Annotated in this window: 12 protein-coding genes; 5 read left to right on the top strand and 7 right to left on the bottom strand. The window is 69.5% G+C overall.

Annotation, left to right across the window (positions count from 1 at the left end):
* Positions 1-126 precede the first annotated feature (126 nt).
* Both L3i22_RS52505 and L3i22_RS52500 read right to left on the bottom strand, forming a co-directional pair.
* Positions 127-1,140, bottom strand: a complete 1,014-nt coding sequence (locus L3i22_RS52505; protein WP_221324835.1) for a hypothetical protein — start codon at positions 1,138-1,140, stop codon at positions 127-129.
* Positions 1,141-1,311: 171 nt separating this feature from the next.
* The gene (locus L3i22_RS52500) at positions 1,312-4,203 is read right to left on the bottom strand and encodes an EAL domain-containing protein (protein ID WP_255657807.1); all 2,892 of its coding nucleotides are present in this window, start codon (positions 4,201-4,203) and stop codon (positions 1,312-1,314) included.
* Between the two features lie 342 nt (positions 4,204-4,545).
* On the opposite strand from L3i22_RS52500, the gene L3i22_RS52495 reads away from it, so the two are divergent.
* Both L3i22_RS52495 and L3i22_RS52490 read left to right on the top strand, forming a co-directional pair.
* Complete coding sequence (locus L3i22_RS52495; protein WP_221324833.1) at positions 4,546-6,150, top strand: chitinase; 1,605 nt, start codon at positions 4,546-4,548, stop codon at positions 6,148-6,150.
* A gap of 87 nt (positions 6,151-6,237) precedes the next feature.
* Positions 6,238-8,259 (top strand): hypothetical protein, encoded by a 2,022-nt coding sequence (locus L3i22_RS52490; protein WP_221324832.1) that lies wholly within the window; start codon positions 6,238-6,240, stop codon positions 8,257-8,259.
* Between the two features lie 62 nt (positions 8,260-8,321).
* On the opposite strand, the gene L3i22_RS52485 is transcribed toward L3i22_RS52490, so the two are convergent.
* From L3i22_RS52485 to L3i22_RS52475, 3 genes are read right to left on the bottom strand one after another with little or no spacing between them, the layout of a single operon-like run.
* Positions 8,322-9,104, bottom strand: a complete 783-nt coding sequence (locus L3i22_RS52485; protein ID WP_221324831.1) for an ABC transporter permease — start codon at positions 9,102-9,104, stop codon at positions 8,322-8,324.
* Positions 9,101-10,045, bottom strand: a complete 945-nt coding sequence (locus L3i22_RS52480; RefSeq protein WP_221324830.1) for an ATP-binding cassette domain-containing protein — start codon at positions 10,043-10,045, stop codon at positions 9,101-9,103. Before L3i22_RS52480 ends, L3i22_RS52485 begins: the two co-directional genes overlap by 4 nt.
* 28 nt (positions 10,046-10,073) lie before the next feature.
* Positions 10,074-10,736: a DUF4097 family beta strand repeat-containing protein gene (locus L3i22_RS52475; protein ID WP_221324829.1), complete on the bottom strand. Its 663-nt coding sequence runs from the start codon at positions 10,734-10,736 to the stop codon at positions 10,074-10,076.
* Between the two features lie 226 nt (positions 10,737-10,962).
* On the opposite strand from L3i22_RS52475, the gene L3i22_RS52470 reads away from it, so the two are divergent.
* The 3 genes from L3i22_RS52470 (at position 10,963) to L3i22_RS52460 (ending at position 16,665) form a co-directional block, all read left to right on the top strand.
* A complete protein-coding gene (locus tag L3i22_RS52470) occupies positions 10,963-11,709 on the top strand; it encodes a helix-turn-helix domain-containing protein (RefSeq protein ID WP_221324828.1) in 747 nt (248 codons plus the stop codon).
* Between the two features lie 69 nt (positions 11,710-11,778).
* On the top strand, positions 11,779-14,268 hold the full coding sequence (locus L3i22_RS52465; protein ID WP_221324827.1) for a hypothetical protein: 2,490 nt from the start codon (positions 11,779-11,781) through the stop codon (positions 14,266-14,268).
* Positions 14,269-14,343: 75 nt separating this feature from the next.
* The gene (locus L3i22_RS52460; RefSeq protein WP_221324826.1) at positions 14,344-16,665 is read left to right on the top strand and encodes an Ig-like domain-containing protein; all 2,322 of its coding nucleotides are present in this window, start codon (positions 14,344-14,346) and stop codon (positions 16,663-16,665) included.
* A gap of 67 nt (positions 16,666-16,732) precedes the next feature.
* On the opposite strand, the gene L3i22_RS52455 is transcribed toward L3i22_RS52460, so the two are convergent.
* Together L3i22_RS52455 and L3i22_RS52450 are read right to left on the bottom strand one after the other, a co-directional pair.
* The gene (locus tag L3i22_RS52455) at positions 16,733-17,503 is read right to left on the bottom strand and encodes a hypothetical protein (protein ID WP_221324825.1); all 771 of its coding nucleotides are present in this window, start codon (positions 17,501-17,503) and stop codon (positions 16,733-16,735) included.
* 28 nt (positions 17,504-17,531) lie between these two features.
* A complete protein-coding gene (locus tag L3i22_RS52450) occupies positions 17,532-18,044 on the bottom strand; it encodes a SigE family RNA polymerase sigma factor (protein WP_221324824.1) in 513 nt (170 codons plus the stop codon).
* Positions 18,045-18,091: the final 47 nt, after the last annotated feature.

The following is an 18,091-nucleotide window of genomic DNA, read 5'->3' as shown; positions in this document are numbered from 1 at the left end:
GTGATGTCAGCGGGTTCGAGAGAGCGCTCTCAGATAATCGCCAAGGCGAAGGTGACTGTCAATATTCTTAACCGTGGAGACACAAATGCCCGGCCCCTGTTAAGGACCGGGCATCGGGGCTGGTGTTTACATACGGTAGTCGCGGAGCACGTTGTTGCCGAGCTTGGTGGGCTGGGTCAGGACCTTCTTCAGGTCCTTCGAGAAGAGGGTGAACACCGGGCTCTTCGCCGCGGAGTCGCCCTCGCCGCTGAGCGTCAGCACCGAGCCGTCCGGCAGCAGCATGACGTGCAGGACGTAGCCCTTCAGCGGGAGCGGCAGGACCTGGCCGGTCGCGGTGTCGACGAGCGTGTCGGACCGGTCGGCGCCCAACGCGTCGACGGCGTGCGTGTTCGCCCAGCCGCGCACCGCGACGGTCACCCGGCTACCGGTGAAGTCGACCTGCCCCAGGTCGCCGGCGAGCAGGTGCTTCGGGTTCTGCGCCTTGGTGGTGTCGAGGCCGAAGACCGGCATCCGCCGCACCGCACTGCCGTCCACGGCCGCCGAGTAGACCGCCATCTTCGAGGACACCCAGAAGATCCGCTTGCCGTCACCGGACATCCGGTAGTGGTAGCCGCCCTGCACCGACTTCGGCAGCGCGATGAACCGGCCGTCGGCGATCCGGACCACACCGGCGGTCGACGGGCCCGACTTCGCGGCCAGCGCCCCGATCACCCCGGTACTGTCGGCGGTCCATGCCGGACCGTGCGCTTCGAGGCCGAGCTTCACCGCGAACGTCTTCTTGTTGCGGCCGTCGACATCGGAGACGACCACCTTCATTCCGGAGCCGAGATAGGCGACGTGCTTTCCGTCCGGGGAGACCGACGCGTAATACTGAAATCCGTCCCGGGTGTCCGCGGCAACGGTCTTCTTCTTTCCGTTCTGGACCGAGAAGAACTCGCCGGAAATGTTGTAGCCGCCCATGTAGAAGAATGTGCCGTTCAGCGCGGTGACGTTTGCGACCGGCTCGACTGCGCGCTGCTGACCAGGGGTGACGGCCGGCGCCGCCGGGCTGGCTGCCGGCTTGCTGTTTCCGGCGCAACCGGTGAGGCCGGCAATGGTGGCGGCGGCGGCCATGATCAGAACGGTCTTGGTGGCGCGCATTTTCTTGCTCCCTGCTATGAGTGACTGACGCCTGTATAGACGCCACCTCACCCACATCTCAGGTGACACCTCCGCCAAACTTTTTCGAGAATTTTTCCGACGGACCAAGAAAGCGGCCGTGACCAGCGAAAATGCTGATCACGGCCGCTTCGGCAAACAGACCGGGTGGGTCTACCAGCCGCCGACGCCGGCCAGGACGCGCTCGACCGGGACCGGCTTGCCCAGGTAGAAGCCCTGGCCGAAGGGCACCCCGCAGGCCACCAGCGCGTCCCGCTGCGCCGCGGTCTCGATCCCCTCGGCGATGATCGTGCAACCGTGCTGCTCGGCGAACTCGACGAGCGACCGGATCGCGGCCTGGCGCGCGGTCTCGTTCTCCAGGCCCTCGATGGTGTCCAGGCCCAGCTTCAGGAAGGCCGGGCGCAGCGACTCGAGGTGGGCGAGCGTCTCGTAGCCCGCGCCCAGGTCGTCGACGGCGATCCGTACGCCGCCGAGCTGCGCGAGGTCCGCCGGGGCCGCGTCGCCGACCTCGAGCACCAGCGGCCGCTTCGCCTCGGCGAGCAGCGGCGCCAGCTCGTGCGGGCGGCGCAGCAGGTCGGTGGTGACGTTGACGGCCAGCCAGGTGCCGTTCGGCAGCGAGTTCGCGGAGGCGATCGCGGCCTGCAGCAGCGCGGCGTCCAGGGCGATGTGCACGCCGCGCTGGGCGGCCGCCTCGAGACCCTCGCGCGGGTTGCTGCCGTCGGCGAAGCGGGTGAGCGCCTCGTACCCGACGACGTGCCCGTTGATCATGTTGATGATCGGCTGGAACACCGTGAAGAAGCTGAACTCCTCGAACAGGTGCGCGCGGGTGGACGAGGACTTCGACCGGTCGGTCTGCCACGCGCCGGCGTCGTTGCGCTGCAGCCGCACGGTGACCTGGCCGGCCGCCTGGCCGTGCTCCTGGCGGTAGTGCAGCACCGTCGCCCAGTCGCCGACCGCGGGAGCCTTCGGCGCCGGGGCGCCGGCCACCTTCTTCTCCGCCTTCTTCTTCTTGACCTTCTTCGGCTTGACCGTGGGGACCAGCCAGTCGCGCAGGTGCGTGACCAGGTCGACGACGGTGTTGCCGAGACCGACGAACGCGATCATGGCGTACGTCGACAGCAGCAGGTTCAGGCCGGCGAAGACCAGGTTGTTCCACTGCCGCAGCTGGATGTCGTGCCACACGGTGTAGATACAGAGCGCGATCAGGGCCAGCGGCAGCAGCAGGTAGGAGGTGGCCGCGGTGGTGCGGTCGCGGACCTTCGGGGTGCGCTTGAACGAGCTCTTCTCACCGGTCAGCAGCTGCAGCAGCGAGGCGATGCTGCCGGACAGGTTGACCGGCAGCAGGATCAGGTTGAAGCCGTAGATCCGCAGCATGTCGGAGCGCTTGTAACCCAGGTGCTTCAGGTCGGCCGCCATCATGAAGAAGTACGGCACCGACACCAGCAGCAGGATCGGGTTGAGCAGGTCGTTGTTGAACGGGTAGACCAGCATCACGACCAGGCACACGGAGCTCCAGAAGATGGAGGCCATGTAGTTGACCCGGAGGAAGTACTCGCCGAAGCGGTTCTTGTCCTCACGCTTCGACTTCGCCCGGAACTGGTCCTTCAGCCGGGACAGGATCAGCAGACCGCCGTTGGCCCAGCGCTGACGCTGGATGGCGAGCGAGCCGAAGTCCGGCGGGGTCGCGCTGTAGGCGAGCCGTTCCGGGTAGTTGTGCAGCGTCCAGCCGTTGACCCCGAGGTCGATCGTCGACTCGGTGTCCTCGATGACCGTGCGGTCCTGGATGTAGCGCTTGATCTCCCAGTCGCCCTCGTAGGAGACCTCACAGATCTGATCAAGAGCCTTTTTCCGCAGTACGGCGTTGGCCCCCACCCAGAACGTCGCGCCGTAGTGGGTCATCCCCTGGTGCACGATGTACTGGATGTCGGTGGTCGCGCCGGAGATCCGCTCGACCCGGGTCGCCGAGCCGGGGTACGCGCTGTACGGCGTCTGCGACACGGCGGTCTGCGCGTACGCGCCCTGCTCCATCAGGTGGACCAGGCGCAGCGCGTACTCGGGCAGCAGCACGCTGTCCGCGTCCAGGGTCAGCACGTAGTCCGGGTCCGGGACGACCAGGTGGGCCCGGTTCGGTCCGGCGGTGACCAGCGCGGTGCCCAGCGGCGTGTTGATCTCCTGGTACGCGCCGCCCATCAGCCCGACGTAGCTGTTCAGGTTCATCGCCTTGTTGGGCTCGTGCGACAGCGACACGTACTTCTTGCGCTCGAAGCTGCTGACCTGCGCGTCGAAGATCGCGAGCAGCCGCCGGTAGAGCTGGTTCATCCGCGCCATCGGCAGGGCGACCTGCTCCTCGGCGCCCTTGACCAGCGCGCCGGCGATCTGGCCGAGGTCCGCGGCGAGCGGGTGCAGGATGTGCTCGACGAAGAACGTGTCGGTGTGGTCGACGATCTCCTGCCGGGCGCCGAGGTCGTACAGCCAGTCCGAGGAGAACTGGTACTCGTCGGCGAGCCGGCGCATGTCGTCCGGCACCACCAGGTAGCCGCCGCGGAAGCGGACCTGCTCGTCGAAGCTCGCGAAGCCGTTCGAGACCCGGTGGAACGGGACCTTCAGCTCAGCCTCGATCTCGCCGGGCAGCGCGCGGGCGGCGAGGAGCATGTCCCGCGCCTCCCGGGTCTTCGGCGTCCGCGGGTCGTCGATCAGCAGCGTCACCCGCAGGCCGGGGTACTCCTGCAGGGCGGCCGACAGCAGCGTGTTCCGGTTGGTCCGCAGGTCCTCCTGATACGAGGGGACCAGAACCGTAAGACTCGGGGTCTTCCCGCCGATGAACTCGTCGAGCATGATCCGCGGCGCACGCTGGTGGCCACGGCCGCGGTAGAAGTAGCCGATCCGGGTGATCAGGTAGGCGATCGCGGACGCCGCCAGCCCGGTGATGACGAGCATGTACACGATCGCCTCGGCACCGAGCCGGGCAGTGTAGGCATGCCCCTCGATGAACTGCTGGAAGATCGTGTAGGCGAGGTAGCAGGCCCAGACCGTGATGGTCACCACGATGGCGAGTCGGCCCCGGGTGATCCTGCCTTCGGAGACCGGAGGCGGGACGATCGGATGAGGATCCGTCCTCCGGTCGGCCCCCCATTGGCGCTGAGCGTCGCGCTTGCGCTGGTCCGCCGGTTTGCGTGGCATGCGTGTCTGGGCCTTTCGGTGCGATTTGCGTCGGTACCGCGAGGCAGTACCCGGCGGAATTGTCGTTGCAAGATCGCGATTTGGCGCTCGTTTGTCCGGATTGGAGCGACTGTGCCCGCGACCCCCCGGTCGTCATCCCTTTGCCCGATCGCAAAAGTCGGCCCGGTGCGCCAGCGTGTGACGACTCGATAACACGAAAGGGCCTTCATGACGGACCGTGCCACCCCCGTAGCCGCGCGGCCGGATTACGATCCGCTCGCCGACCCGGACTGGCAGGAACCGGCGCCGCCACGCCGCCGGCTGTCATGGACGAGGCTGGGAGTTCTGTTCCTCGCGCTGGGCCTGATCGGCGCCGGCGGCACGATGGGCGTGATCCACCTGCGGGACACCGCCGGCCCGACCGCGAAGTCCTGGGCGGTGCCCTACGTGGACGTCACGCTGACGCCGACGTTCCAGTTCCAGGACCCGACCGCGAACCCGGCCAACACCGTGGCGCTCGGCTTCGTCGTCGCCCACCCGAAGAGCGCCTGCACCCCGAGCTGGGGCGGCGCGTACACGCTCGACGAGGCGGCCTCGGCGCTCGAGCTCGACCGCCGGATCGACCAGTTGCGGCAGGCCGGCGGCGACATCACGCTCAGCCTGGGCGGGCTCAACAACAAAGAGCTCGCGGTGGCCTGTACCGACCAGACCCGGCTCACCGACGCGTACCGCGAGCTGATCAAGCGGTACGACGTGAACACCCTCGACCTCGACATCGAGGGCACCGCGACCGCCGACCAGGCCTCCCTGCAGCGCCGCGTGCAGGCCGTCGCCGCGGTCCAGAAGGAGCGGGCCGGCGCCGGCAAGCCGCTCGCCGTGTGGCTGACCCTGCCGGTCACGCCGGACGGGCTGACCGCCGACGGCGTCGGTGTCGTCCGCGGCATGCTCGACGGCGGTGTCACGCTGCGCGGCGTCAACGTGATGACGATGGACTTCAACAACGGCGACAAGCACCCGGACATGCTGGCGCTGAGCACCAGCGCGCTGAACGGCACCCACAAGCAGATCACCGACCTGTACCTGCAGCTCGGCCAGAAGCTGACGTCGCCGCAGGCCTGGTCGCGGATCGGCGCCACCCCGATGATCGGCCAGAACGACGTCGACGCCGAGCGCTTCACCGTCGACGACGCCCAGGGCCTGGCGAACTTCGCGATCGACCGGGGCCTCGGCCGGGTCTCCATGTGGTCGATCAACCGGGACGCGCCCTGCCAGGGCACCTTCGCCAACGTCGTCGTGCACTCCAACACGTGCAGCGGCGTCGACCAGGAGTCGCTGGCCTTCTCCAAGGTCTTCGCCGGGCTGCCCGGCAAGGGATCGAGCGGCGACAAGCAGGACTCGGTCGAGATCCCGGACCAGGCGGCCACCGTCGACGACCCGAAGACCAGCCCGTACCCGATCTGGCGGCTCACCGCGCTCTACGTCACCGGCTACAAGGTCGTCTGGCACGGCGTCGTCTACGAGGCCAAGTGGGCCAACTCCGGCAACGACCCGTCCGCGGCGCCGCCGGCCGGCACCCAGACCGCGTGGTCGGTGATCGGCCCGGTCAACCCGGTCGACAAGGCGCCCACGCCGGTTCCGCTGGTCAAGGACGTCACCAAGCAGTGGACGCCGGACAGCACGTACAAGCGGGGCGGCCGGGTGCTCTACAACGACCTGCCCTACGAGGCGCGGTGGAACACCAAGGGCGAGGCCCCGTCGACGGAATTCCCCACTGACGCGGACGACCCGTGGCTCCCCCTCTTCAACGTCCCCGGCGAGCCGTCCACCAACTAAAAGATCAAAATCCGCTTTTCCCGTACGACGAGACGCCCGCGACCCTTCGTCGCGGGCGTCACGTCGAAGATCGTCTACTCTCGGCGGGTGCATGTGACTCGTGCGGCCGTCGCCGTGGCCGTGATGACCGGTACCACCGCGGTGGCCCTGCAACTCTCCACCGGGCCGGCCGCGGCCGACTCGGCGACCCTGCTTCCCAGCACCTCGGTCGGCGACCTGGTCGTCGACGGTGCCCACCAGCGGATCTTCCTGAGCGATCCGACCGGCGGCCGGGTGATCACCACCGACTACGCGGGCAAGGTGCTGGCCACCACCGACGGCCTGCCCGGCGTCCGTGACCTGCTGCTCACCGACCGGCTGTACGCCGCGGTGCCGGAGGCCGGCACGATCGTCGCGTTCAACCCGGCGACGTCGGCGAAGGCGGCGACCTACGACACCGGCGGCACGCCGAAGACGCTCGGCGCGGCGGCCGGCAAGATCTGGTTCGGGGAAGGCCGGCAGGGTCTCGGCTCGATCGACCTCTCCGGCCCCGAGCCGGTGGTCGTCCACCGTTCGGACATCCCCAACGCCGACGGACCGTTCCCGGACATCTTTGATCTATGGGACTACCCGCCCATGATCGTCACCTCGCCGAGCAATCCCGACCTCGTCGCCACCATGGAGCCGGGATCGTCGGCCAGCACGGCGGCCCTGCTCGATGTCTCCGCCGATCCGCCGATCCTGATCGCGCACCGCGCTGTCCACAACGGTGCGGGCCTCGCCTTCAGCCCGGACGGCAGCCGGTTGATCGTGACCGGGCCGCAGAACACCGTCGCCGCGCTTTCCACGACCGATCTGTCCACGGTCGAGAGCTACCAGGCCACGGACACCTTCCCGGGCCGGCCCGCGGTGCGCGACGACGGCACGGTCGCGGTCCCGGCCGGCTCCTCGCACGGCTACCAGAACGCGATCGCGGTCTACACGCCCGGGACAGCCGCCCCGACCAAGCAGCTCGACCTGGGGCAGGCGCTCGACGCCGACGGCAACCCGATCTCGCTCAGCCTCACCGCGCCCGCCCCGGTCGCGGCCTGGGAGCCCGGTGGGAAGCGGCTGTTCGCGGTGGCGATCAAGTCCTCCAGCATGGCGTCGCACCCCGACCCGATCCTGTCGTTGCAGGTGCTGAACGACCCGATCAGGAAGCCGGTGAGCGTCGGGATCTGGCCGCCGGCCACGGTCGAGGTCGGCCAGGCCTACACCGTTTCCGGCTCCGTGACACCCGCGGTGGCCGGTCTGCCGCTGGTGATCACCCGCACCGATCCCGCGACGCCCGGCGGCCGGCGGGTCGGGCCGGAGACGGTCCCCGCGTCCGGCAGCTTCGAGTTCCAGGACGTGCAGACGGTCGCCGGCCGGGTCACCTACGTGATCAGCTTCCCCGGCGACGACGTGTACGCCGCCGCGTCGGACACCAATGGGGTGGATGCCGGCACGACCCGGCCCACCACGCTCACCCTCGACCGCAACGGCACCGTCTGGGCGAACGGCGCGACCGTCACGTTCACGGCCAAGCTCGGCGCCACCTACCGCGGCCGGGAGGTTCAGATCTTCGCCGACCCGGCCGGCAGCGACCAGCCGAATCGACGGATCGCGGCGGGTAATGTCGACGGCACCGGCAGCAAGACCGCGAGCCTCAAGCTGACCCGCAACACGACGATCACCGCGGTCTTCGCCGGTGACGACTTCACTCCGGCGAAGACCGTGACCTCGGCGGTCAGCGTGCGGGCGAGCGTCGCGACCACGGTCGCCAAGCAGTACAAGATCGGGAAGATCGGCTCGACGTCGTACTACTACTTCCGGAAGACGACGAACCCGGTGTTCACCACGGTGCTCAACCCGTACCCGGGCCGGAAGCAGTACTTCCAGGTGGATGTGTACAAGGGCGGCAAGTGGGTCAAGGCGAGCGGCGCCTACTACGGGCTGACCTCGGCCGGGAAATCGGTGCGGACGCTGACCGGCACCCACACGACCGGGGTGCGCTATCGGGTCCGGGCCGCCTACCTCGCCCGGAGCTCGGGGGACACGGCGAACGTCACCGCCTACGGCTCGTACCGGTACTTCACCTTCACCAGGTAATTCGTCAAAAGACCAAGGGCCTGACCGCGTACGCGATGGTCAGGCCCTTGGTCTTGATCTTGTCAGTGCGGATCGTTGTTGAACTTGGCGGTGGACCAGAAGTAGCCGAGGATCGCGAGGCCGACGCACCAGGCCACGGCCAGCCAGCCGTTGTGCCCGATCGGGGTGCCCAGGAGCAGGCCGCGCAGGGTCTCGATGGCCGGGGTGAACGGCTGATACTCGGCGATCGGCTGGAACCAGCCGGGCATCTTGTCGATCGGGACGAACGCGCTGGACAGCAGCGGCAGCAGGATCAGCGGCATCGCGTTGTTGCTGGCCGCCTCGGCGCTCGGGCTGATCAGGCCCATGCCGACCGCGATCCAGGTGAGCGCCAGGGCGAAGAGCACCAGCAGCCCGAACGCGGCCAGCCAGTCCAGCACCGTCGCGTCCGTCGACCGGAAGCCGATGGCGACGCCGACCAGGCCGACCAGCACCACGCTGGCCACGGACTGCAGGACGCTGCCGATCACGTGCCCGACCAGCACTGATCCGCGGTGGATGGCCATCGTGCGGAAGCGGGCGATGATCCCCTCGGTCATGTCGGTGGAGACCGAGACCGCGGTGCCGATCACCGTGCTGCCGATGGTCATCAGCAGCAGGCCGGGCACCAGGTACGCGATGTACTCGGCCCGCCCGCCGCCGAGCCCCGCGCCCAGGGTGTCGCCGAATATGTAGACGAAGAGCAGCAGCAACATGATCGGGGTGAGCAGCAGGTTCAGCGTGAGCGACGGGTAGCGCCGGGCGTGCAGCAGGTTGCGGCGCAGCATCGTCGACGAGTCGCGGACGGCCAGGGACAGGGTGCTCATCGGACAGTCTCCTCAAGCTTGGCGGTCAGGGCGAAGAACACGTCGTCGAGGTCGGGGGTGTGCACGGTCAGCTCGTCGGCCTCGACGCCGGCCGAGTCCAGCCGGTCCAGGACCGAGCGCAGGTCGCGCTGGCTGCCGTCGCTGAGGATCTGCAGGGACAGCGACTCCTCGTCGCGGGCGGCGTCCGGGAGCGCGGCGGCGGCCGCCTGGTACGCCTCCGGGTCGGTGAAGCGGAGCCGGACGTGGCCGCCCGGGATGAGTCGCTTGAGCTCGCCGGCGGTGCCCTCGGCGACGATCTTCCCGTCGTTGAGCACCGCGATCCGGTCGGCGAGCTCGTCGGCCTCCTCCAGGTACTGCGTGGTGAGGAAGACGGTGACGCCGCTCGCGACCAGCTCGCGGATGATCTGCCACATGTTGTGCCGGCTGCGCGGGTCGAGGCCGGTGGTCGGCTCGTCGAGGAAGATGATCCGCGGCCGGCCGACCAGGGTCATCGCGATGTCGAGGCGGCGTTTCATGCCGCCGGAGTAGGTGGAGGCCGGTTTCCGCGCCGCCTCCACCAGGTCGAAGCGCTCCAGCAGTTCGGCGGTGATCCGGCGGCCCTCGGCCCGGGACAGGTGGTGCAGGTCCGCCATCAGCAGCATGTTCTCCTCGCCGGTGATCAGGCCGTCGACCGCGGAGAACTGTCCGGTGACGCCGATCGCGGCGCGCACCGCCTGCGGGTCGGCGGCCAGGTCGTGACCGCCGACCCGGATCTCGCCGGAGGCGGGACCCGCGGAGAGGAGCGTGGAGAGGATCTTCACGGCGGTGGTCTTGCCGGCGCCGTTCGGACCCAGAAGAGCGAAGATTGTTCCTTCCGGTACGGCGATGTCGACCCCGTCGAGCACCACCTTGTCGCCGTACGACTTGCGCAGCCCGCTCGCCGCGATGGCCGAATTCGTCATGTCCGGGGTCTCCTCAGTCGTGTGCTGGTCAGTTGCTCGTGGCGGCGATGTCGCCGTACGAGGTGGTGGCGTGGATGTCGAGCGCGATCGAGCCGTCGTTCTTCAGGCTGTTGCTGATCTGGCCGTAGCCGGTGCGGGCATCGAGCGCCGCGGAGACCCCGGTGGCGGCGCCGATCGAGATCGAGCCGGCCTGGGTGCTCAGCACCACCTCGCCGCGGGACGCCTCGGCGATCCGGATGTCGCCCTTGCTGGTGGTGATCGCGGCCGGGCCGGTGAGGCGGCCGATCACCACGTCGCCGGCGGCGGTGGTGGAGCGGACGCCGGCCGCCTCGTCGAGCTTGATCTCGCCCTGCGCGGCCTCGAAGGTCACGTCGCCGAGCCGGCCGACACCGCGCAGGTCCGCGGCGGCCGCCTTGGCCTCGATCCGCGAGCCGGCCGGCAGCTGGACGGTCACCTCGACGTAGCCGGAGCTGCCGAAGATCCGGTTCGTGGTGGTGCCCTCGACCCGCAGGACCCCGTCGGTGAAGGCGACCCGGGTCTCCTCGGCCGCCTTGACGTCGCGGCTCTTCGAGGCGTCGGCCGGCCGGACCTCGACCACGGTGTCGGACCGGTCGGCGGCGAGGACCTGGATGCGGCCGGCGGCGATCTCGAGGACGGCGGCGATCGGGGCGGTGGTCTCGAACTTGTGCACTGTGTGCTCCTTCGATGCGTTGTTTCCGATGAGGGAAACGCTACGTTGCGTTCGCTATCCAGGCAACGAGCTTGTTGCACGTAAAACTCATAACCGCAGCTCAGAGCAGAGAAATCGTTGCAATGGTCCTGAAGCTAATGCAACAGCGCCCGTCTATTCGTTGCAATGGCATGAGAGTGAACGCTATGCTGGCGGCGCCAGGGAGACACGGACGAGGGAGATCGCGATGCCGGGAGGCAGGCTCAGCCAGCAGGAGCGCCAGCAGATCGCGTCAGGGCTGGCCGACGGCCTGGCCTACGCGGAGATCGCGCGGCAGCTCGACCGTCCGACGTCGACGGTCACCCGCGAGGTGATGCGCAACGGTGGCCCCGGCGGCTACCGCGCCGAGCTGGCCCACCACGCCACCGAGCGGCGCTCCCGGCAGCGCCGGGCGACCACCGCCCGCAGCGCCGAGGCGCCGGCCCAGCCGGACGGGCGCGACGCCGCGGCGGTCCGGGCGTACGAGGAGACGCTGACCGAGATCTTCATCCAGTCCGGCCTGGCCAAGATGATGTCGCGGGTGCTGGCCTGCCTCTACATCAGTGACGGCGGCAGCCTCACCGCGGCCGACCTGGTCCAGCGCCTCGAGGTCAGCCCGGCGACGATCTCCAAGTCGATCGCGTTCCTGGAGAGTCAGGAGCTGGTCCGCCGGGTGCGCGACGACCGCCGCCGCGAGCGGTACTCGGTGGACAACGAGCTGTGGTACCAGTCGACGATCGCCAGCGCGCAGGCCAACGTGCGGCTCGCCGAGATCGCCCGGCAGGGCGGCAGTGTCCTCGGCCCGGACAGCCCGGCCGCCGTCCGGCTGATGAACATCGCCCGCTTCCTCGACTTCGTCAGCGAGGCGATCTTCCGGTCCGCGGAGCAGGCGCGCGAGGTGCTCTACACGAAGGACGAGTACACAAAGGCCGAAACGGTTGATGATCATGGGTAGCCGAGTCCATTTATGATCTCCGCCGGACGCCATGCTCGGGCGTCCACGCACGGGGGAGACATTCACGACGTGAGCACCATGATCCGCCGGATGCTGACCGCTGCCTCGACCGCGCTGGTGGTGATCACTTCCGGTCTCGTCCTGACCGGTGCGCCGGCCGCCGCGGGTGGGCCGCCGGGGACGATCCCGGTCGATCCGGCGGCGTGCGCGGTCACCGCGCCGATCGAGTTCGGCGCGGCCCCGACCGATGAACTGGCCGGTGGCGCGTGCCGCCGGTTCACCGTCACCGGGGGCTACACCTCCTACCTGGCCCGGGCGGCCGACGCGGACAACGCGACGCTGCCCAGCGCGGTCTACGGCTACAGCGGCTCGATGGCCTGCGCGCAGGCGTTCTGCAACCTGTCGGCGGGCACCTACTACCTGGTGGTCGACCCGGGCGCCGGGCAGCCGTACGCCGAGCCGTTCCGGGCGACCGTGGCCGGGCTGTTCGGCGCCGGCTGCGAGCCGGTGACCGGGCAGGGCTTCAGCGACGCGTACCGCGGAACGTTCGCGCACGTGGGCGCGGTGGGCTGTCTGGAGCTGCCCGTGGCGACCGGCCAGTACCAGGTCACCCTGCCGCCGGCCGCGCCTGGCCGGCAGCCGCTGACGCAGCTCGTCCAGGAGGGCGACGCGTTCCTGTGCAACGCCCCGGTCACGACCACGGCCGGCTGCACCGTCCGGATCGACCGGCCGACCCGGCTGATCGTGGTGAACCAGGGGCCGGCGGCCGGTGACTACCAGGTCGGGTTGCAGCGGCTGGGCCGCGGGAACACCTGTGCCGCCCTGGCGCCGGGTAAGCCGGGCGCGCCCGGCTCGATGACCGTGCCGCTCTCCGGCGCGGACTTCGTGACCTGCTTCGCCGTGCCGGCCGGTGGGTCCGGCTCCGAGGAGGTCCTCACCCTGGACCGGGTCGAGGGTGACGGCACGGCCCGGCTCTCGGTGTACGACTACGACGGCATCCTGCGGTGTGCCGACGAGACCGCCGCGGCGTACCAGCAGATCGGCTGCACCCTCGGCGACTCCTCGCACATGGTGGTGGTGCGGTCCGCCACCGGCGCCGGGAAGTTCCGGATCAGCCAGGTCACCGCGATCGCCGCGAACTGCGCCGCGCCCGCCTCCACCGCGTTCGGCGGCGTGCCGACCGCCGGCTCGATCGCGGTCCCCGGCGACGTGCGCTGCTACCGGGTCACCGACAACTCCTGGATCGGGACCGCGCCGGACAGCGCGTCCACGCCGACCGTCCGGCGCTTCGGCTGGGACGGTGGCCTCTACACCTGCGCGACGCTGCCCTGCCTGGCGTCCGGCGAGGTGATCGTGAGCGGCGCCGAGCCGGTCGACTACCGGCTGGACACCTGGGCGGTCGGCTACGACTACGCCGAGCCGGTCGACTGTGACGTGCTCACCGACAGCACGGCGTACGGCTTCGGCCCGATCACCGGCACGTTCACCGCCACCGACCGCGCCGCCTGCGTCTCCGTCCCGATGGGCCTGGAGGACGACTTCCGGCTCACCGTCGAGAATGCCGTCCCGTGGGTGATCAACGGCCAGGGCACCATCGCCCGCTGTGCCGGGAACGGCGCCACCTGGACCTGCTCGCCGCGGCCGGCCCCGTCCGGCGACCGGGCGCTGATCGCGTTCCTGGCGACCGGGACCGGGCCGTTCCGGGCCGAGGCGACGTGCGCCGACCTGTTCTGCGACCGGGCGAGCTTCTCGGTCGGCGGCCTGTACAACCTGACCGCCGGGAGCAAGGCGACCGTCAAGATCTACGGCAACGCCCTGCACCAGCAGGACACCGTGACGCTCACCCAGTACGGCAGGCAGATCGTGCCGATCGTGGTGCGGTCGGTCGACCCGAGCCGGACCTTCTACACCGCCGAGATCGACCTGACCGGCGTCGAGCCCGGGTCGTACGAGGTGACGGCCACCTCCTACGGCCGGCCGGAGCGCACGTTCGTCGACGACCGGGTGACGGTGCTGGAGCCGCAGCTCGCGGTGACCACCGGGCCGACGATCAGCGGCCCGGTGGTGGCCGACGCCAAGGTGACCGTGAAGCCGGGCGTGTGGAGCCCGGCGGTGGATTACTACTCCTACTACTGGTACGCCAACGGGGAGGCGATCCGCGGGGCGCGGGACGCCTCGTTCACCATCCCGGCGACCCTGCGCGGGCAGCGCCTCACCGTGACCGTTATCGGTCACCGCCTCGGCTATCGGGACAACACGGTGACCACCGCGGCGTACGTCGTCGGTTATGGGCCGGCGGCCAAGGCCACCACCAAGCCGAAGATCACCGGCACGGTCAAGGTGAACCGGACGGTCAAGGTCTCGGTCGGTGTCTGGTCGCCGCGGGCCAGCTCCTACGGGTACGAGTGGCGGGTCAACGGCGTGCTGGTGGCGACCTCGTCGTCGCTGAAGCTGAAGAAGTCATGGGCCGGGAAGAAGCTGACGGTGACCGTGATCGCCAAGCGGACCGGACATTACGCAGGGAAAGCGGTCAGCTCGACCATCAAGATCAAGAAATGAGCCGTACGGGGACAGCGAGCCTCGCCGAAGATCTTTAAGATGCGAATCAATTGATCTTCGGCGGGGAGGAACCCGTTGCAGCACCCCATTTCTCGTCTTTTCCTCGGCGGCCTGACCGCGTCCGCGCTGTCGGTCGCCGGGCTCGCCGTTCCGGCCTACGCGGCCGATGGGCCCACCCTGACCGCCGGCGTCGTGGCGAACGTCGCCGCCGCGCCGGGCGGGCGTTTCGACGCGACGCTCTCGGTCACCAACACCGGCGCGGAGCCGGTCGACGGCCTGACCGTCACCATCGACACCGACTGGGGTTTCGAGAACCTCGAGCAGTACGCCAACTGTGATTACACGGGTGGCCAGGCCCAGGCCTGCACCTTCGACCAGACCATCGCGCCGGGTGCGTCGTACCGGGTGGTCCTGCCGTACCGGGCCCGGGCGGACACCTACGCGCCGAGCACCCTCTACGGCGTCTACCACTGGCTGCCCGCGGCCGGGCACCAGGCGTCCGGCACCCCGGGCACCGGCTCGACCCTGCGGCTGGCGGCCGGCGACCGGCTCGGGACCAGCGAGGACGGCGACTGGCAGCACATCGGGGTCGCCGTGACCGGCGAGCAGGGCAGCGACCTGGTCGCGATCGGTGGCACGGTCACCGGCACGCTCGGCACCGTGGTCGAGGCCGAGGTCGGCGTGCGCAACGACGGCCCGGCCACGCTGAACATGACCCGGAGCGGTACGTCGCCCGGATTCGTCGACGTGACCATCCCGGCCGGGACCTCGGTGGTCAGCGCGCCCGGCTGCTACCAGGTGCTGAGTGCGCCGACCCACTACGGGTGCCAGTCCCCGGACCTGTTCAAGGTGGGCGAGACCGCCACCTTCAAGATCACCCTGCGGCTCGACCAGCTCGGCGACGTCACCGTGCCGATCGAGGTCAACCCGACGTGCCAGTGTGATCGGTGGACCAAGGACCGCGACAAGTCGAACGACAAGGCGTCGCTGGTGGTCACCACGACCGCCGCGGTGCCGGACGTCACCGCCCCGGTCATCCGGGACAGCGGTCTGGTCGCGAACCAGCCGGTCCGGGCGGTCCACCCGTTCTATGCGACCGTGACGGACAACGTCGCGGTCACCCGGCTTGAGGTCACCTCGACGTCGCTGGTCGGTCCGTACGGCAATTGCGGCAAGTCGACCGCCCAGCCCGACAAGTGGGTCTGCAAGATCGTCCTGACGCAGGGATTCGACAACGAGCTGGACAGCACGATCACCGTCAAGGCCTATGACGCGGCCGGCAACGTCAGTGATCCCGTCGTCGTCCCGGTCCACGTGGACAACAAGCGGCCCAGTTACTCGTTGTCGCCGGCGGCCAAGTCGTCGTTGCGGTCCGGCCCGGTCACCATCACCCTGCCGGACATGTCGGCCGACGTGACCTCGGTGAAGGTGACGGACGGCTTGGGTGGCCCGCTGCTGACCACGCTCACCGCCGCGCCGTGGTCCTACGCCTGGAACGCCACCGACAGCGCGACCCCGCCGTGTTTCCAGGCGGCCGATCCGGCCGGCAACCTGATGACCCACTGCACCGACTACATCGTCGACGACGAGAACCCGGTCATCGACCAGGTGCTGTTCGACGGCTCGTACTCGTCGAACCGCCTGGACGAGGGCACCGGGTGGGTCGGCGCGCGTAGCTACGTGCGGGCCGAGGTCACCGACGAGTCGCCGATCACCCGTACCGAATGGTGGGTGAACGGGTCTTTGGTCTCGACGTCGTTCCCGACGTTCGAGTGGGACGCCCAGGCGATCACCGCGCCGACCGCGACCGTGGAGCTGCGGATCTGGGACGCGGCCGGCAACCCGTCGTCGAAGTCGTTCCCGGTGAACATCGACAAGGCCGCCCCGGCGGCGACCGTGACCCCGGCGCAGAACACGCTGGTCCGGGGCACCACGTTCGTCACCACGATCAAGGCCACCGACCGCAACGGCATCGCCTACACCGCTCTCGAGGCGCCGGACAATGTCGGCCCGCTGACCTCGGCCCGGGTCCGGACCGGCCGGGACGGCGCGCGGACGGTCACCTGGGTGATGATCGACAAGCTGGGCAACTACGCGTACCTCAAGCGGACCGTGATCGTCGACAACACCGCTCCGGCGGTGGCGTTCAAGAGCGCGCCGGCGAACAAGGCGAAGCTGCGCAAGACTGTCACGGTCAAGGCCACGGCGACCGACCGCAACGGCATCGCCAAGGTCCAGCTGCTGGTCAACGGCAAGGTGGTCGCGACCGACACCAGGTCGGCCTACACGTTCACGCTCAACCCGAAGAAGTACGGCAAGACGTTCACCGTGCAACTGCGCGCCTACGACCGGGCGGGCAACCTCAAGGTGACGACCAAGCGGACCTATCGCCGCTGACCCCCATGATCACGGCACGAAGGGCCTGAACCAGGACGGTTCAGGCCCTTTCCCGTTTCAGCGGGGGTCAGAGCGGCTTCTTGACCGAGACCTTCTCGCCGTAGCCGGACAGCTTGAGGGTGGTCTCCCGGGTGTAGGCCGGGTAGTCGGCCGACTTCTTGTGGTCGATCGAGTAGGAGAGCTCGGTGACCTTGCCGCCGGACACCTTGACGGTGCCGTGGACCTCGTCGCCGACGAACGTGTAACCGGTCGCGGTCTTGGTGACCTTGGTCTGCTTCGCCAGGGTCTTCAGCTCGGCGGTCGGGTCGGCGGCCAGGCCGGCCGGGGCCTTGGCGTCGCTGCAGAGCATCGCCTCGGCGAGCGTGCCCTTACCCCGGTCCACCCAGAGCGTGGACTTGCGGACGTAGTAGTGGCCGTCGACCACCCGGGTCCCGAACACGCCGCCCTCGACGAAGCCGGTCTCCTTACCCGGGTCGAGCGCGCCGCTGCAGACCGAGGTGACGTGGTCGATCTTCCACTCGGCCAGGGTCAGCGTCGACTTCACCGCGAACTTGAAGCTGGAGCCCGCGGTCGAGGTGGCCGCCGCGGCCAGCTCCATCGCCGGGGTGGCGGCGGTGCCGGGGTCGCCGGCCGCGGTCGGGGTGGCCGGCGCGGTCGTGCCGGACAGCGAGAACGCGACACCGGCCACCGCGGCGAGGGCCAGGGCGGAGGTGCCGACGGCACCGGCCCGGCGGCGGTTGCGGAGCTTGGTACCGGCCGCGATCAGGTCGCCGACGGGTGCCTGGCCGGCATCGGTGCGGGCGGCCCACTCGTGCAGGGAGGTCTTGAGGTCGCTCACGGGAGTTCCTTTCGAGGGTTGGGGAGGGTCAGCCGCGGGTCTCGAGGAGCGCCGACTCGGCGCGCAACTTGGCCAGGGCACGGGAGTGGGTGGACTTCAGCGCGCCGACGGAGCAGCCGAGCACGGCGGCCGCGTCCTTCTCGGACAGATCCTCGAAATAGCGCAGGACGATCACGGCCCGCTGCTGCCGGGGCAGGCGCAGCACGGCCCGCTGCAGGGAGTCGTGCGGCTCGATCAGCGCGGACCGGCCGTCCTGCCGCTCGGGCGTCTCGGCCACCGGCTCCTCGCGCCGCCAGCGCCGCCAGCGGCTGACGTTGCCGTTCACCAGCATCTTGCGCAGGTAGGCGTGCGGGTTGCCGTCGCGGGCCACGCGCTTCCACTTGGTGTACAGGTTGACCAGGGACTCCTGCAGGAGCTCCTCGCCATGGTGCCGGTCGCCGGTGATGAGGCTCGCCATCCACAGATAGCGGCTCCAGCCGGCCGCGACGAAAGCCACGTATCCGGCGTCGGTCGAGTCCGTCGGTTCGCTTCGGGGGGTCACATGGCTTACACGCCGGTGGCCCGGCAAAGGTTTACCGGGAAGAACCG

The sequence above is a fragment of the Actinoplanes sp. L3-i22 genome, from assembly GCF_019704555.1.
Taxonomy (GTDB): Bacteria; Actinomycetota; Actinomycetes; order Mycobacteriales; family Micromonosporaceae; genus Actinoplanes.
This window is presented reverse-complemented; position numbering and strand designations above follow the sequence as displayed.

What these genes read in the sequence shown, in the direction of transcription:
- L3i22_RS52505 (WP_221324835.1), bottom strand. Translation starts at nt 1,140, where the DNA reads ATGCGCGCCACCAAGACCGTTCTGATCATGGCCGCCGCCGCCACCATT.
- L3i22_RS52495 (WP_221324833.1), top strand. Translation starts at nt 4,546, where the DNA reads ATGACGGACCGTGCCACCCCCGTAGCCGCGCGGCCGGATTACGATCCG.
- L3i22_RS52485 (WP_221324831.1), bottom strand. Translation starts at nt 9,104, where the DNA reads ATGAGCACCCTGTCCCTGGCCGTCCGCGACTCGTCGACGATGCTGCGC.
- L3i22_RS52480 (WP_221324830.1), bottom strand. Translation starts at nt 10,045, where the DNA reads ATGACGAATTCGGCCATCGCGGCGAGCGGGCTGCGCAAGTCGTACGGC.
- L3i22_RS52470 (WP_221324828.1), top strand. Translation starts at nt 10,963, where the DNA reads ATGCCGGGAGGCAGGCTCAGCCAGCAGGAGCGCCAGCAGATCGCGTCA.